We start from the raw sequence: 17199 nt of genomic DNA on the forward strand, positions 1-17199 counted from the left end.
ACGGTGCAAATTTATAATAATTATTATTTAAAATTACACTAAAAAATTTATTTTTACGAATTAATAATAACAGACTACTAATCGCGTTAAAAAAGCAATGAAAAATTTATTTTCTGGATTAATAGCACTGCTTCCATTTCTTGGTTTTACTCAAATAAAAGGGGACATTTCGATCGATTGGTTAGAAAAAAAAGAGATGTTTTATGGGGACTTTAAAGTCACAATCCCTCAGTTTACAGGTGATGGCTTCCATTATGAGGCTTCAAACAAAACATTACTTTTTACTTTTAAATTAAAAGATACATTCTCTTTTGACAAAGCAAAAATAACGATCTCAAATATAACCTACGAATCAATTACAAAGGAGCAACTCGGTGATTTAACCTCTGAAAACATACCAAATAGCACCAATGAAGTTTTAAACATCTCTAAATCAAGAGGGATCAACCAAGCTTTTCTGTCTATTTCTCCTATTATTAAAGATGATTTTGGATTAAAAAGAGTAAAATCCTTCTCCTATATAATAGAAAACAACAGTTTTACCGCTGGTCGAGTTAACACTATTTCTAATCCTATTTCAAATTCGGTTTTGTCTAGTGGAAACTGGTTTAGATTTTATATAGAAAAATCAGGGGTTTATAAAATATCTAAAAATTTCCTGCAACAATTAGGCATTGACGTTGCAAACCTAAATCCAAGAAAAATTAAAATTTATGGTAATGGAGGAAGAATGCTTCCCTTATCTAATAACACATATTACCCAAACGATATAGTTGAAAATGCAATTCAAGTTGTTGGAGAAAACGACGGCACTTTTAACAACGAAGATTATATTCTTTTTTACGCAGAAGGAGTTGATACGTGGAACCAAGAAAGCAAAACAAACATCAACTTGTATGATAATAAGTCCTATTATTATATTAATACCCAAGGAGAAAACGGAAAGAGAATAAATCCATACATTCCGCCATCAGGAAATAGCGATGTAAATGTAACTAGTTTTGATGATTATCAATTTCATGAGCTAGACCTTATTAATATAGCTCGTTTAGGGCGACAATGGTTTGGTGAATCATTTGAAGTAAAAAACGAACAAGAGTTTCAGTTCTATTTTCCAAATATCGACACTACAATTCCAGTAAAAATAATGTTAACTGCAGCATCAGCAGCCTATACACCCACATCATTTGAGATACTAGCCAATGGAACCAATTTAGGCTCAATTTCGTTTCCTCCAATTAACAACAATTCTAGTATTGAATTCATTTCCTCCTCTTTACCTAACAATACGTCATTTATAGGTGAAGAAAACATAAAAATAAAATTAAAATACAACAATAATGGTGTTCCGGGCTCTAAAGGTTTTTTAGACAATATCAGACTTACAGCTAAAAGAAAGCTTCAAGGTTATGGAAAGCAATTTCATTTTCAATACGAACAATCTGGTTCTGTGAATGGAATTGTAAATTATGTGCTATCAAATGCAACAACAATACATCAAGTTTGGGAAATAAGCGATCCTTACAACATAACAAAAATTGAAAATCCAAATCAGAGTACTTTTGATTTTAAATCAAATCTAGCTGATGGCAAAAAATATATTGCATTAGACGAAAATGATTTTTACACGCCATTGAAAGAAGCTAAATCAAAAATTGCAAATCAAAATTTAAAAGGAACGCTATTTAAAAACAGTGAAGGACAGTTTCAAGACATTGATTATGTAATTATTTCACCCACTTTTTTAGTTTCAAAAGCTGAAAAATTAGCCAACTTTCATCGCAATCACTCTAATTTGAATGTCAAAGTAATTCCTTTAGAATTAATATACCAGGAATTTGCATCTGGAAAACAAGATATAGCTGCAATTCGTAATTGTATCAAATATGTATATGAAAATGCTTCATCTAATGATAAAAGACTTAAATACATTAATCTTTTTGGAGATGCCTCTTATGATTTTAAAAATAGAATCCCCAATAACACCAATGTTGTTCCTATATACCATGCTTTAAACAGTAATTCGACTGGAGAATCTTCGTTTGCATCGGATGATTTCTACGGGCTAATGGATGCTAATGAAGGTAATATTACTTCTTATTTTGGAGGAATCGATATTGCAGTAGGCAGAATGCTTGTAAATGATTTAAAACAAGCAGATGAAATGGTAAATAAGATTATTGAATACCACGACATAAGATCTTACGGAAGCTGGCGAAACAATATCTACTTGCTTGCCGACGATTCTGATATAGCTTCGGATGCTACTTTACAAGCTAGACAAGATAATTTAGCAACCAAGATTTCTATTGAAAAACCTTTTCTAAATGTAAATAAAATTTTTTTAGACTCCTACTCTCAAGAATCCTCTGCAGGCGGAAACCGTTATCCAAAAGTAAGAACTGATTTTTATAATGCATTTGAAAAAGGCGCACTTATCTTTAATTATTTAGGTCATGGTGGTGAGGACGGTTTAGCATCCGAAAGAGTTTGGGAAAAAATAGACGGACAAAATTTGAAAAACCAATTCAAATATCCATTATTTATAACCCTCACTTGTGAATTTTCTCGTTTTGATAATCCATTTAGGCCAACTGCTGGCGAGTATACTTATTGGAATCCCAAAGGAGGAGCTATCGCCATGATTACAACCATTCGTTCTATAGGTCAAACTAGCGCAGAAAACTTTAATGATCTTTTGTCTAAAAACTTATTATCATATCAGTCTAACCAATATACTTCTATTGCAGAGGCATTGAGAATTTCAAAAAACAGCAACCCAAACTCATCTAGTAATATTGTTTTTTACATTGGAGATCCTGCATTAATGTTGGCATTGCCTAAACCAAACATTAGATTAACGAAAGTAAATGACATACCGATATCTCAATCAATAGATAATTTAAAATCATTATCTAAAATCAAACTATCCGGTGAAGTTACAGACGAAAACAACAATCTATTGACTAATTACAGCGGCGAAATAGCAACAACTATCTTTGATAAAAACATAAAAAGAACAACTTACAATAATGATGGATATAGTCCCGCAATAAATTTTGATGTTTTAGGAGAAACTATATTTAGAGGCAACGCATCTGTTAAAAATGGTCAATTTGAATTTAGTTTTGTAGTACCAAGAGATATTCGAATTCCGTTAGCAAACGGAAGAATAAGTTTTTATGCTAAAAAAAATAATGAATTAGAGAATGCAACAGGTTATGACTCCACTATAAAAATAGGAGGAATTAATGAAAATGCAGTTGCAGACAATATTAGTCCAAGAGTTAAGTTATATATGAATGACGAAACTTTTGTTTCTGGAGGCACAACCAATGAGTCGCCTTTTTTGGTTGCGCATCTTGAGGATGAAAACGGAATTAACACAGCCAGCGGAATAGGTCATGATATCGTTGCTATACTTGATGGAGATAATAGCAATCCTTTTGTATTAAACGATTACTTTCAAACAAAGTTAGATGATTTTACTAAGGGTACATTGCGTTTTCCTTTGCGAAAATTAACTCCAGGATTACATACAATAACGTTCAAAGCCTGGGATGTATACAACAATCCCGTAACTGCAGACATACAATTTATAGTTGCAGGAGATGATAAAATAACATTAACGCACGTTTTAAATTATCCCAACCCATTTGTAAACTATACTGAGTTTTGGTTCACTCACAACAAGCCTTACGAACCTTTAGAAGTTCAAATTCAAGTCATGACAATAACCGGTAAAATAGTTTGGACTAGAAATCAAATTATAAACACGGAAGGCTTCTTATCTAAAGAGATAACTTGGAATGGCAGAGATGATTTTGGGGACAAAATAGGAAAAGGTGTTTACATTTACAAACTAACTGTAAAATCTACCTTGACCAATATGAAAAGCGAAAAATTTGAAAAACTTGTTATACTTTAACACTATATTTGCACTATTAACATTACTTTAAAAATGAAAAAAAAAATATTTATTCTCATTTATTTTATCATCATTTATTCTGCTAAAGCTCAGGACCGAACAATATCTACTGGAGTTCCTTTTTTATTAGTAGCGGCTGATGCAAGAGCAGCAGGTATGGGTGACATGGGAGTTGCAACCTCTGCAGATGCTTTTTCTCAGCAATGGAATCCAGCAAAATATGCTTTTTCAACAGATGCTCAAGGTTTTTCAGTAAGCTACACGCCTTACTTAACTGACTTAGTAAATGACATATCGCTTGCGCAACTTACCTATTACAATAAGCTAAACGAAAGAAGTGCTTTTGCTGCCAGCATTAGATATTTTGGTCTAGGAGATATTGAGCTGCGTCAAAATGGAGACGTCAATGAAGATTTTGCTACAGTATCACCAAACGAATTTGCTATTGATGGTTCTTATTCTTTAAAATTAAGCGAGAAGTTCTCAATGGCTATTGGGGGACGTTTTATAAATTCTAATTTAAAATTCATTAACGAAAATAATGATACATCATCCGCAAGTTCTTTTGCTGTGGATGTAGCCGGTTTTTATCAGTCCGAAGAAATCGCCTACAGCGAATTTAACGGAAGATGGAGAGCTGGGTTTAATATTCAGAATTTAGGTCCAAAGATAAATTATGACAAAGACGAATTGAATAAAAATTTCTTACCTGCAAATTTAAAAATTGGAACTGGATTTGATTTTATTTTAGATGACTACAATAAAGTATCTTTAAATGTTGAATTTAATAAACTATTAGTTCCCACTCCACAAAATAGCGATCTTAACGGAGATGGAGTAATATCAGGTTCAGAAGAAATAGCATTATTGGCAAAAAATAACGAAGAATATCGTTCCATAGGTTGGACTTCAGGGATTTTCAAATCATTTGGAGATGCTCCTGACGGAATTAAAGAAGAAATGAAAGAGTTCACTTATGCTCTTGGTGCCGAATATTTATACCAAGATTCCTTTGCCATGCGTTTAGGATATTTTCATGAAAGTCCATTAAAAGGAGCCAGACAGTTCTTTTCATTGGGAGCTGGTTTCAAATACAATGTAGTAAAAGTAGATGTATCTTATTTATTCTCTTCTTCAAAAGTAAAAAACCCATTAGAAAATACTTTACGATTCTCACTTACTTTTAATTTTGGAGACAAATACGACCAATATTAAAATAGATTTTATTCATAAATAACAATCCAAATTTCAACACTATGAAATTTGGATTTTTTTTCCTCAATAAACATGAAACAAATATCAATTACAACGCAGTTTACATCATTTGAAAACGTTCAAGAACTTCCAAATGAAATACAAGATCTAATGGCGCAAGCAATTGAAGTCAGAAAAAATGCCTATGCTCCCTATTCAAATTTCAGAGTGGGTGTTGCTATTCTTCTAGATAACGGAAAAACAGTATTGGGTTCTAACCAAGAAAATGCAGCTTATCCTTCTGGACTTTGTGCGGAACGAGTAGCTATTTTTTATGCAGGAGCAGTATACCCAGATGCCAAAATATTAAAAATGGCAATTACAGCAGCTTCAGATACGAACCAAACTAAAGCCCCTATACCGCCCTGCGGTTCTTGCAGACAATCGATTGCAGAATACGAAATTCGTCAAAAAACCCCTATAGAAATTTATTTCATGGGAGAAATCGGATCGATATATAAATCGGAATCTTTAAAAAACTTACTCCCTTTTATGTTTGATAAAAAATTCTTGTAAAAAATCTAAAAATAACCTATTAAATTTTAGTTCTAAGTTGGAATGTGTTATTTTTGCATTTCGCAAATTTGTGGAAGGAAACTATTTTGCGTTATTAAACACAAGTTGTTAACACTTTAGCAAAAGAAAAAATCAGATGAAAGAAGTTACAAAAGAAGTATATTTAAAGTGGTATGAAGATATGTTACTTTGGAGAAAGTTTGAAGACAAACTTGCCGCGTTATACATCCAACAAAAAGTTAGAGGATTTTTACATTTATATAATGGTCAAGAGGCCGTTTTAGCAGGTGCATTGCATGCAATGGATTTGACAAAAGACAAGATGATTACTGCCTATAGAAATCACGTACAGCCAATAGGTATGGGAGTAGATCCTAGACGAGTAATGGCTGAACTTTTAGGAAAAGTTACTGGGACATCAAAAGGAATGGGTGGTTCCATGCATATTTTTTCTAAAGAACACCGTTTTTATGGTGGACACGGAATTGTAGGAGGTCAAATTCCTGTAGGTGCGGGATTAGCTTTTGCTGATAAATATTTTGAAACTGGCGGTGTAACAATGACCTATTTTGGTGATGGTGCAGCACGTCAAGGATCATTACACGAAGCTTTTAATATGGCTATGTTATGGAAACTTCCGGTTGTTTTTATTGTAGAAAACAATGGATATGCAATGGGAACTTCTGTAGAAAGAACAGCAAATCATACTGACATCTGGAAATTAGGATTAGGATATGAAATGCCTTGTGGACCCGTTGACGGAATGAATCCTGTAAAAGTTGCTGAGGCAATGACCGAAGCAATCGACAGAGCACGTCGCGGAGATGGACCAACTTTCTTAGAAATGAAAACATACCGTTATAGAGGTCACTCTATGTCAGATGCGCAATTATACCGTTCTAAAGAAGAAGTAGAAGAATACAAAAAAATAGATCCAATTACACAAGTTTTAGATGTAATTAAAGATCAAAAATACGCTACTGAAGAAGAAATTGAAGCAATTGATCAAAGAGTAAAAGATTTAGTAGAAGAATGTGCAACTTTCGCTGAAGAATCAGATTACCCTCCAATTCAACAACTATACGACGTAGTATACGAACAAGAAAACTATCCTTTTATACCTCATAAACTATAATCAATATGGCAATCAAAATAACAATGCCTCGTTTGAGCGATACTATGACGGAAGGAACAGTAGCAACTTGGCTAAAAAAAGTAGGTGATAAAATTGCAGAAGGAGATATTCTTGCTGAAATTGAAACCGACAAAGCAACAATGGAATTTGAGTCTTTCAATGAAGGGACATTATTATACATAGGAATTCCTGCTGGTGAAACTGCTCCAGTAGATTCACTATTAGCTATAATCGGAAAAGAAGGTGAAGATATTTCTTCCTTAATTTCTGGAGATGCTGCACCAACACCAACAGCCGTTACACCTACAGCAACTGAACCAAAAAAAGAAGAAGTTTTAGCTCCTACAGTTCCAACAATCGAAGCACTTCCTAAAGGAGTCATCGTAGTTACTATGCCTCGTTTAAGTGATACGATGACTGAAGGTACTGTTGCCACTTGGTTAAAAAAAGTAGGGGATAAAATTTCCGAAGGAGATATTCTTGCTGAAATCGAAACGGATAAAGCAACAATGGAATTTGAATCATTCAACCAAGGTACCTTATTATATATTGGAATTGAAGAAGGAAGCACTGCAGCAGTTGATAGCCTTTTAGCGATCATCGGACCAGCTGGAACTGATGTAAGCGCAATTGCCGCTAATCATAAAACTGGTGGAGCACCACAAACAGCTCCAGCAAAAACGGAAGAAAAAGAAGTAGTTTCTACAGAAAAAACTGCCGAACCTGTTGTACAGGAACCTTCAACTGAGGGACAAAGAATCTTAGCTTCTCCATTGGCTAAAAAAATTGCTAGCGACAAAGGAATCCAATTAAATCAAGTAAAAGGTTCAGGAGAAAACGGACGTATCGTAAAAAGCGATATCGAAAACTTTACTCCAGCAACTGCCGCTCCACAAGCTGCCACTCCTGCTAAAACAGAAACTACTACTACACCTGCTGCAAAAGTATTTGTTCCTGCTGGAGAAGTATTTACTGAGGAAATAAAAAATTCGCAAATGCGTAAAATCATTGCGAAACGTTTAGCTGAATCTTTATTTACCGCACCTCACTACAACTTAGTGATCGAAGTAACTATGGACGATGCAATGAAATCAAGAGCAATTATCAATAGCCTTCCTGATACAAAAGTATCTTTTAATGATATGGTAATCAAAGCTTGTGCTTTAGCATTAAAAAAACACCCAAAAATAAACTCACAATGGAGAGAAGATGCAATTATCATCAATCATCATGTAAACATTGGAGTTGCCGTAGCTGTTGAGGATGGATTAGTAGTTCCTGTATTAAAATTTACAGATGCAATGAGTTTATCACAAATTGGCGGAAACGTAAGAGACCTTGCAGGAAGAGCAAAAAACAAAAAATTACTACCAACAGAAATGGAAGGAAGTACATTTACTGTTTCGAACCTTGGAATGTTTGGAATCACTGAATTCAATTCTATTATCAACCAACCCAACTCTGCAATCCTTTCTGTAGGAGCGATTGTTGAGAAACCAGTTGTTAAAAATGGAGAAATTGTTGTAGGAAACACAATGATGTTATCTCTTGCTTGTGACCACCGTACTATCGATGGAGCAACTGGAGCACAGTTCTTACAAACATTAAAACAATACATCGAAAATCCAATAACTATGTTGGCATAATCAATATATTTCATATTAAAATCCCGTTTTGTCGTTTCAAAACGGGATTTTTTATTTAATTAAGAATCGCTAACTAACCTTCATCACTATGAAAAAATTATTTATTCTATCTTTATTTATGTTGACTCTTGCTTGCCAGCAAAAAAACAATATTCAAAAGAATGTAATTGTTACTGACAAACATACTTTTTCTAAACCAAATCTGGCAGTTGTAAAACATTTAGATCTTGATATTAATGTAAATTTTGAAACCCAATCAATTTCAGGAAAAGCATCTTGGCAAATTGACAATGTAAGCAAAGGAAAAGAAATTATCTTTGATGAAAATACACTTACTATTACAAAAATAACTTTGGGTGACGAAGAAAAAGAGACCCAATTTAAACTTGGAAAAGAAGTTGAATTACACGGAAGACCGCTTCATATAACCATAGAACCAAACACTACAAAAGTTAATATCTATTACCATACAAATAAAGGTGCTGTTGCATTGCAGTGGCTAACTCCACAGCAAACGGCAGATAAAAACAAACCATTTCTATTTTCTCAAGGAGAAAGCATCTGGTCACGCACTTGGATTCCTTGTCAAGATTCACCAGGAATTCGTTTTACTTATAATGCAAAAGTTACGGTTCCTAAAGATTTAATGGCGGTAATGAGCGCCATTAATCCACAGCAAAAAAACGATACCGGAATTTATACTTTCAAACAAGATAAAGCAATTCCATCTTATTTAATGGCAATTGCCGTTGGTGATATTGAATTTAAATCTATCGATAACCGAACTGGCGTTTATGCCGAACCATCCGTATTAAAAAAAGCGGCCTGGGAATTTGCCGAATTAGGAAAAATGGTCGCCGCAGCAGAGAAACTATACGGCCCGTATCGTTGGGGACGTTATGATGTTTTAGTTTTACCTCCAAGTTTCCCTTATGGTGGAATGGAAAATCCAAATTTGACATTCCTAACTCCTGGTGTTATTGCAGGCGATCGTTCGTTGACGAGTTTATTAGCACATGAATTGGGTCACAGTTGGAGTGGTAATTTAGTAACAAATGCAACTTGGGATGACATTTGGCTGAATGAAGGTTTTACAACTTATGTAGAACATCGCATTGGCGAAGCCATTTTTGGAAAAAAAGAAGCCAAAATGCAAGATGTTTTAACTCGGAAAGTGCTTGATGATAGTATGCTTGAATTTGGCATTACAAATCCTGATACTCGTCTTAAAGTAGATTTGGCTAGAAGAAATCCAGATGATGGAATCAGTGAAATTCCTTATGAAAAAGGGTATAATTTTTTAAAGGTAATCGAGCAGGCAGTTGGTCGTGAAAAGTTCGATATTTTCATCAGAAATTATTTTGATGCGCATGCTTTTAAGTCAATCACCACAGAAGATTTTATTGCCTATTTAAATGAAAATCTTATCAAAAATGACAAAGTACTTGCTGATAAAATAAAAGCAGAAGACTGGATATATAAACCCGGAATACCAACAAATATAGTTCCATCAGTTTCTAAAGATTTTAATGCAATAGATCTTATTCAAAAAAGTTGGAGAAAAACGGGTGTTAAAGGATTAAGTCAAAAAATAAAATCAACTACAGAGAAGCAACATTTTATAGATTATCTTCCTGAAGATATTACGCCTAAAGAAATGGCCGACATTGATGCCGAATTTAACTTTACTAAAGATGGGAATTTCGTAATTAAACGTCAATGGTTTGTGCCTGCAATGCGCAGTCAATATACAATTGCTTATCCTGCAATTGAACAGTTTATGATTGCTACTAGTAGAACTGGATCATTAATGACGCTTTACAAACAAATGGTAAAAACTTCAGAAGGAAAAATTTGGGCAAAAAAGATTTTTGAAAAAGCAAAATCAGGATATCACGCAACAACTATTCAAAGCGTTGAAAGCTTACTTAAATAGTTAGCAAAGTTTTACACGTAACATATTTCTCAATATGAGTTAATAAAAATTCCAATTAAGCAATTAATTGGAATTTTTGTTTTTTGTTTCTATCCACTTTGACATATACATAGTACTTTTCAACGTATGATGTTGCAATAACTCTCCCATAAAATTATTTAAACGATGTTGTTGTAAATTATTTAATGTGAATTCTACTCGTTCTTCAAAATCAACTTCAAATGATGATCTTAAATATCGTTTTTCTATAATTGCAATTCCATTTATTTGGGCTGCCAGCCAAAGTTTTTTGTCTTGATATAATTCTACTGCTTTTTTGGCGAAAATTTCTAGATTGTCTTCAACAAAGCCATTCCAAGATAAATCTGCTTGCATTGACTCCGCTCCAATAGAAGTGGTGATGCTTGGTGTCCTGCATTGCATGGCTTCTAATAATTTTCCTTTTATTCCAGCACCAAAGCGCAAAGGAGCCAAAACTATTCGTGCTTTTAGAACTACTTCATTAGCATTTTCTGCACGCCCTTTTATCAAGAATCCTTCTTTCAAATTATTTAATTGTAAAACTTTTTGTGAAGGATAAGCGCCATAAATATTTAAAACCGCTTCGGGTAATTCTTTTTTAATCAATGGCCAAATCGCTTCCTTGAGGTACTGAACGGCATTCCAATTGGGTTCATGAAGAAAATTCCCGATGAAAATAAAATCTTTACGGTTTTCAAAAGAAGGGAGTTTTTCTAAATCAGGTATTTGATCTGATTCTAATAAAAGCGGCAAATAATACAATAAGCTACTATCAATTTTAAAAGTAGTCTTTAGCAATTCGATTTCAAATTCGGAAATCATCAGAGACAAATCAGAGCGTAGAATACTGGCAATTTCACGTTTGGCCACTTCTTCAACTAACAAATCCGTTGTTTGAAATTCTCGTTTTTCTTTGAAGGCTTTTTGTCTGGCTAATCGCAAACAGTGTAAATCTTCGGTATCTAATATTCGTAGCGCATTTGGACAATTCTTGGCAACGCGCCATCCAAATTGTTCTTCGATCATAAAGCGATCGAATAAAACAATTGTCGGATTCAATTCTTTTACGAAAGTATCAAAACTGGAACTGTTCAACGCAATTGATTTTTTTTCGACCTTGTATTGACTTAAATCAACCATAAAGTCGCTGTCTTGAGCTGGACTTGCAAAAGTGACCTGAAATCCCTGTTCCTGAAATAGCGAAATCAATTGCATCATTCTCCCTCCTGCCGCCGAAGAATTGGGTTCTGGCCAGACAAAACCTATTATTAAAAGCGATTGTGTTTGATTCATAATTTTAAAAAATTCTTACTGCAAAATAATGCTATTTTATTGGTAATTATAAGTGAGAAGTGATTTAACTACTAAAGAAATTAACAGCACTATTGCGAATTAGAATTTATACAAAAAAATGTTACTAATTTTTTAAAAAAATTTAATTCTTAAGTAAAAATTACAATATGAATTCTAGATTTAATTACAGATTATTGTAATTGTATTTAAAATAAAAAAAACTCAATATCAATAGTTTGCGTGGGGGATAGCAGTGTAAAGCCCGGAATCTCGATGAAGCTTTTTGCGTAATCGAGATGAGGACTTGAAACGGATAGCCCGACAGCAATAAAAACGGCTATGAGGTTATATGAATTCAGCCGTTTTTTATTGGTGGCACGTCCTAATTATATAAAGACAAAATCATTAAGCATTTGAGTATTAATCCGTAGAAATCAGCCGGAAAAGACTAATTTTGCAGTTAAATTAATTGCAATATCATGTTAGGATTAAAATTAGCCACAGACCCAAGATGGGTAAATATAGTAGAATCGAATATTCACGAAATTTTGACAGACCACGCTTGGTGTGAACAAAAAGCTGCTTCGAATGCGATAAGTTTGATCACACAAAATCCTGAAAAAGAAGAGTTAGTTACAGAACTATTAATTATTGCGCGAGAAGAATTAGAGCATTTACAGATGGTTCATGATATCATTAAGAAAAAAGGTCTTCAGCTAGGTCGCGAAAATAAAGACCATTATGTGAACGAACTTTTTAAATTTATGAAAAAAGATGGTAGTCGAAATGATGCTTTGATTGATCGATTGTTATTTTCAGCGATGATTGAAGCCAGAAGTTGTGAGCGATTTAAAGTGCTCTCTGAAAACATAGAAGATCAGGAATTGGCTAAATTTTATCGTGATTTAATGATTTCTGAAGCGGGTCATTACACTACTTTTTTAAATTTTGCCAGAAAATATACTGAAAAAGTAGATGTAGATAAACGCTGGGCAGCATGGATTGAATTTGAAACATCCATCATCGTTAACTACGGCAAAAACGAAACTGTACACGGATAAAATTTAAATTTTTCAAAAAAAAACCTTCCAATTTCTTAAGCATATCTAATTATATCAAATGTCTTCTTTAAAATCTATTTCTTTAAAAGTATTAAAATACCTAGGGATTACCCTTGTCAGCTTATTAGCTTTTATGTTTATTGCTCCTTATGTTTTTGCAGATAAAATTAATACAGAGATTAAGAAAATTGCCAATGAAAAGCTAAATGCAAAACTTGATTATTCTGAATCAAATATTTCTTTTTTTAATCACTTTCCTTCATTAACCGTCGGTTTACAGCAATTTAAACTCAGCGGATCTGCTCCTTACGAAAACGAGAAACTGATTACAGCGAAAGAAATTGCTTTTGGTATCAATGTTTCTAGTTTACTATTTGGAAAATCGATAAATATTGACAAAATTTTTGTTTCAGAAGCTGATATAAATGTAAAAGTAAATAAGGAAGGGCTTGCAAATTATAACGTTTATAAAGCTAACACCACCCAAAAAGAGCAGAAAAGTGAGGACAGCTCCTTAAAATTAGAGAAAATAGAAATCAGAAATAGTAAAATTGTTTATGATGATTTATCGACTAAACTTCACTTTGATATATTTGGTTTCGAGTATTTAGGAAAAGGCGATTTGAGCAAGGCAGTTTTTGATTTGTATTCTAAGGCAAAAATTGAAAAACTAAATATTCTGTATGAAAATGAACCGTACTTAATGAACAAAAAGGTAAATGCCGATTTGATTACTAAAGTAAATGTAAATTCACTTTCGTTTATTTTTGAACAAAATGATTTGAAAATTAACAACCTTCTTGTTGATTTTAAAGGAAAATTTGATTTCCTGAAAGAAGGCTACAACATGGATTTTATTCTGAAAACGACTAATAGCAATCTGAATGATTTCTTTACTGCTTTTCCTCCAAAATTTATTACTTGGTTGAATAAAACAGAATTAAAAGGCACTACAGATTTTCTTCTAACTTTGAAAGGAAATTATATTGCCTCCGATAACGTTGCACCAGCACTTAATCTTGACTTCAAAATAAGAGATGGTTTTGTGAATTACAACAAAAGTACAAATCCAATAACCCATTTAAATCTAGATATTGCTACCAAAGTTCCTTCACTAGATCCAAATCTTGTAATTGTAGATTTGAAAAATTTGTCTTTAAAAATGGGTAACGATTATTTAAAAACAAAAATTTATAGCACCGGGACAACTATTGCTCAAGTTGATGCAAATCTAGATGCAAAGATTGATTTAGGGAAGTTAAATCAAGCACTTGGAATTCCAGAAATTGAATTAAAAGGAATTCTTATTACTGATGCAAAAGCAAAAGGGCTATTCGACCAAAAGAAAGGTGTTTTTCCTGTTACCAATGCAAAAATTGAATTGAAAGAAGGATATTTAAAAACGAAATTTTATCCAAATCCTATTACTAACATTCAACTTATAGCTACTGTTTCCAATACCAAAGGTACTTTTGATGATTTAAAAGTAATTACAAAACCAGCACAATTTACTTTTGAAGGAAATCCTATTTTTGTAGATGCTGATCTCAGCAATTTTAAAAATCTAACTTATGATATCAAAGCCAAAGGGATTTTAGACATAGCCAAAATATATAAAGTTTTTGCGCAAGAGGGTTTAAACGTGCAAGGATTTATAAAAGCCGATTTACATTTAAAAGGAAATCAAAGCGATGCTGAAAAAGGTAGGTATTCTAAATTACATAACATTGGAACTTTAGAAATTCGTAATATTAATGTAATAACTCAATATCTGCCAAAGAACTTTCTGATCAAGCAAGGAATATTTAAGTTCAACCAAGATAAAATGAATTTCAAAACTTTCCTAGCTTCTTATGGAGAATCTGATTTTAAGATGAATGGTTATTTTCAGAATATTTTTAATTTTATGGCGTCAAAAAATGGAGTTTTAAGGGGTGCGTTTTCTTTCAATTCAAACTTTATTAATGCTGATGAATTCATGTCGACAACAAATAATTTAGTTCCGACGACAGTTACAGAAAAAACTTCCAGCTCGAAAGTAAATGTTGCGAGTAAAGGTGTAATTGTGATTCCACCCAACCTTGATTTATACTTACAAGGAAATGCACAAAAGATAGACTTTAACGGACTAACTCTCAAAGAAGCTAAAGGAGCTTTAAAACTAAAAAATGGTTTATTAACTATACAAAATACAGGTTTTGACTTGATTGGTTGTAAGGTTACGATGGATGCAACTTACCAAAATATAACATTAAAAAAAGCCTTATTTGATTATCACATAAAAGCCAGTGAATTTGATATAAAAAGAGCTTATAATGAAGTGAAACTTTTTAGAGAAATGGCAAGTGCAGCTGAAAAAGCACAAGGAATTATATCATTAGATTACAATTTGAAAGGCCGACTAAACGAAAATATGGAGCCTGTATTTCCTTCTTTAGTTGGTAATGGTATTATTTCAGTAAAAAATATAAAATTTTATGGTCTAAAAATGTTCAATGCTGTTGCAAGCAAAACAAGTCATGAAGGTTTAAAAGATCCTGAGGTAAACAAAATTGACATAAAGAGTTCAATAAAAAATAACATCATTACTTTAGAAAGATTTAAGTTTAAATTTGCTGGATTCAGACCAAGAATAGAAGGAACAACAAGTTTAGATGGAAAGTTAAATATAAAAATGAGATTAGGATTACCACCTTTAGGAATTATTGGTGTACCACTAATAATAACAGGTAACAAAGACAATCCAAAGGTTAAAATAGGTCGAACTTCAGAAGACTTAGAAGAGACACAAGATACTACTGATTAGTTTTAGTAATTCAATATAAAAGCTCGGATGTGCAATACGCATTCGGGCTTTTTTATTAAAATTAATATTTTAAGAAATGATAGTTGATCATTTTGATTTAATACCAACAATTAAAGGAGAATATAAGATCGTCTTTTCAATTCTATAAAATTGTTCTAACTATAACGATTAATACCATTTTGATAACTCATGGTTTTCATAATGAAATTGATATTCAGAATTTTCCTTAATTGGATATTCCCATTTTCTTTCATATTAAATATCAACGATGGATAGAATAGTAAACTGGTTCTAGCAGAATGGAATTTAGCTTAAAATGGGAATCATTAAAAGAGAGTATTCGTTTAAAAAAATAATCGATACTAAATATATAAATTGCAATACTATCAAAGTTTTTTTGCTATTGAAGGATGGAAACTTCATTTTCAATATAAAAAATTATTGATTGTTTTTGAAACTTTTTTTTAAAAATCTTATCCTGTAGATTAATTCATTTACTCTAAAACATTAAAAAAGACTTTTAACTAACTAAACATTTTTTTATAAATCAGAGATAGATACCATTATTACCTACAAGTTTAAGAAAAGCAAAAAATGTAGCAACTTCGTTGTATTCTCAGCAACTAATATTAATCAAAAAATAGAAATAGTCCTTAGTATTAGATTAGCAGAAACACTAAAAGTAATCACTTTGAATATGTTCAACTCAGTGAAAAATATTAACACAAAATATTTTTTTGAGACAGTACAAATAACTTATATATTTAATCTGCAAAAAAGTCATGAAGCCTTATAATATACTATAATACAATCAAGATATAAACTTTGAACTTAGAAAATTAAGCAATCAAATAAACTAGAGAGAAAGGTTTAAAGGATAAATATTTTGAATTTTATAAAATTGATACTAATAAACAAATTTTAATTCGAATAAGTTTTTTGTTAGGTATAAGTTATAATAAATCTTAACTAAGACAACATAGCAATAATATTATTTACATAGTCAATATAATAGCTTACCATAACATTCAAATTTTTCCCAAACATTTAACTACTAACTATGATAGCGTTTGTTTAAACTAAACTTATACAGCACTATATTTTTTTTAATGTCAAAATTTTAAAACTTTAAATAAAGTGTCTTTAATACGATAAAATTGCAATATCAGTCAATCTAAAACTATTTTGACAATAAAAGCGATCAATGCTTCACTAAAATATTCCAATGCTAAAATAAAAGCTTTTAAATTTCAATTTAGAGGTGTGAGGAATATAGCGTTTTTCCTTTTAGGCTAAACAATATCTATGCATAATTTTGCATCGCACAGGTTTTAGAATTAATCCATGATACCCAACTTTTGATAATTATCCAATTCTTTTTTAATAATAATTAAAACAGGCTCAATATTTTAATTACAAATAGAAGATTAAAATGGGGATTTGATATAAAACAAAAAACCCTTCATCGATAGATGAAGGGTTTTTAAAGAAAGGCGACGACATACTCTCCCACATAACTGCAGTACCATCTGCGCAGGCGGGCTTAACTACTCTGTTCGGGATGGGAAGAGGTGAGCCCCGCCGCAATAACCACCTTAAGGTC

Annotated in this window: 9 protein-coding genes and 1 rRNA gene; 8 read left to right on the plus strand and 2 right to left on the minus strand. The window is 32.2% G+C overall.

Annotated features, from left to right (window positions below; translation table 11 throughout):
- The first annotated feature begins 97 nt into the window (after positions 1–97).
- From porU to MW871_RS06700, 6 genes are all read left to right on the plus strand, one after another.
- Complete coding sequence (gene porU / locus MW871_RS06675) at positions 98–3928, plus strand: type IX secretion system sortase PorU (protein ID WP_248428019.1); 3831 nt, start codon at positions 98–100, stop codon at positions 3926–3928.
- A gap of 33 nt (positions 3929–3961) precedes the next feature.
- Positions 3962–5143 carry a type IX secretion system outer membrane channel protein PorV gene (porV, locus tag MW871_RS06680; protein ID WP_188049905.1) on the plus strand — a complete coding sequence of 394 codons (1182 nt, stop codon included), beginning with the start codon at positions 3962–3964 and terminating at the stop codon, positions 5141–5143.
- A 72-nt stretch (positions 5144–5215) separates the two neighbouring features.
- Positions 5216–5698, plus strand: a complete 483-nt coding sequence (gene cdd, locus MW871_RS06685) for a cytidine deaminase (RefSeq protein ID WP_248428020.1) — start codon at positions 5216–5218, stop codon at positions 5696–5698.
- A 136-nt stretch (positions 5699–5834) separates the two neighbouring features.
- Complete coding sequence (gene pdhA, locus MW871_RS06690) at positions 5835–6833, plus strand: pyruvate dehydrogenase (acetyl-transferring) E1 component subunit alpha (protein WP_188049903.1); 999 nt, start codon at positions 5835–5837, stop codon at positions 6831–6833.
- A 5-nt stretch (positions 6834–6838) separates the two neighbouring features.
- Positions 6839–8479 carry a pyruvate dehydrogenase complex dihydrolipoamide acetyltransferase gene (locus tag MW871_RS06695; RefSeq protein ID WP_248428021.1) on the plus strand — a complete coding sequence of 547 codons (1641 nt, stop codon included), beginning with the start codon at positions 6839–6841 and terminating at the stop codon, positions 8477–8479.
- Between the two features lie 88 nt (positions 8480–8567).
- Positions 8568–10415: a hydrolase/aminopeptidase gene (locus tag MW871_RS06700; protein WP_248428022.1), complete on the plus strand. Its 1848-nt coding sequence runs from the start codon at positions 8568–8570 to the stop codon at positions 10413–10415.
- A 63-nt stretch (positions 10416–10478) separates the two neighbouring features.
- Here MW871_RS06700 and MW871_RS06705 read toward each other — a convergent pair whose 3' ends face one another.
- Complete coding sequence (locus MW871_RS06705) at positions 10479–11729, minus strand: glycosyltransferase (RefSeq protein WP_248428023.1); 1251 nt, start codon at positions 11727–11729, stop codon at positions 10479–10481.
- Between the two features lie 479 nt (positions 11730–12208).
- Here MW871_RS06705 and MW871_RS06710 point away from each other — a divergent pair, with 479 nt between their 5' ends.
- Both MW871_RS06710 and MW871_RS06715 read left to right on the plus strand, forming a co-directional pair.
- Complete coding sequence (locus tag MW871_RS06710) at positions 12209–12790, plus strand: MiaE family protein (RefSeq protein ID WP_248428024.1); 582 nt, start codon at positions 12209–12211, stop codon at positions 12788–12790.
- Positions 12791–12848: 58 nt separating this feature from the next.
- The gene (locus MW871_RS06715; protein ID WP_248428025.1) at positions 12849–15596 is read left to right on the plus strand and encodes an AsmA family protein; all 2748 of its coding nucleotides are present in this window, start codon (positions 12849–12851) and stop codon (positions 15594–15596) included.
- A gap of 1488 nt (positions 15597–17084) precedes the next feature.
- Here the strand turns inward: MW871_RS06715 and rrf are convergent.
- A 5S ribosomal RNA gene (gene rrf / locus MW871_RS06720) occupies positions 17085–17194 on the minus strand.
- Positions 17195–17199 lie beyond the last annotated feature (5 nt).

It is taken from the genome of Flavobacterium pygoscelis (assembly GCF_023162025.1).
GTDB classification, from domain to species: Bacteria; Bacteroidota; Bacteroidia; order Flavobacteriales; family Flavobacteriaceae; genus Flavobacterium; species Flavobacterium pygoscelis.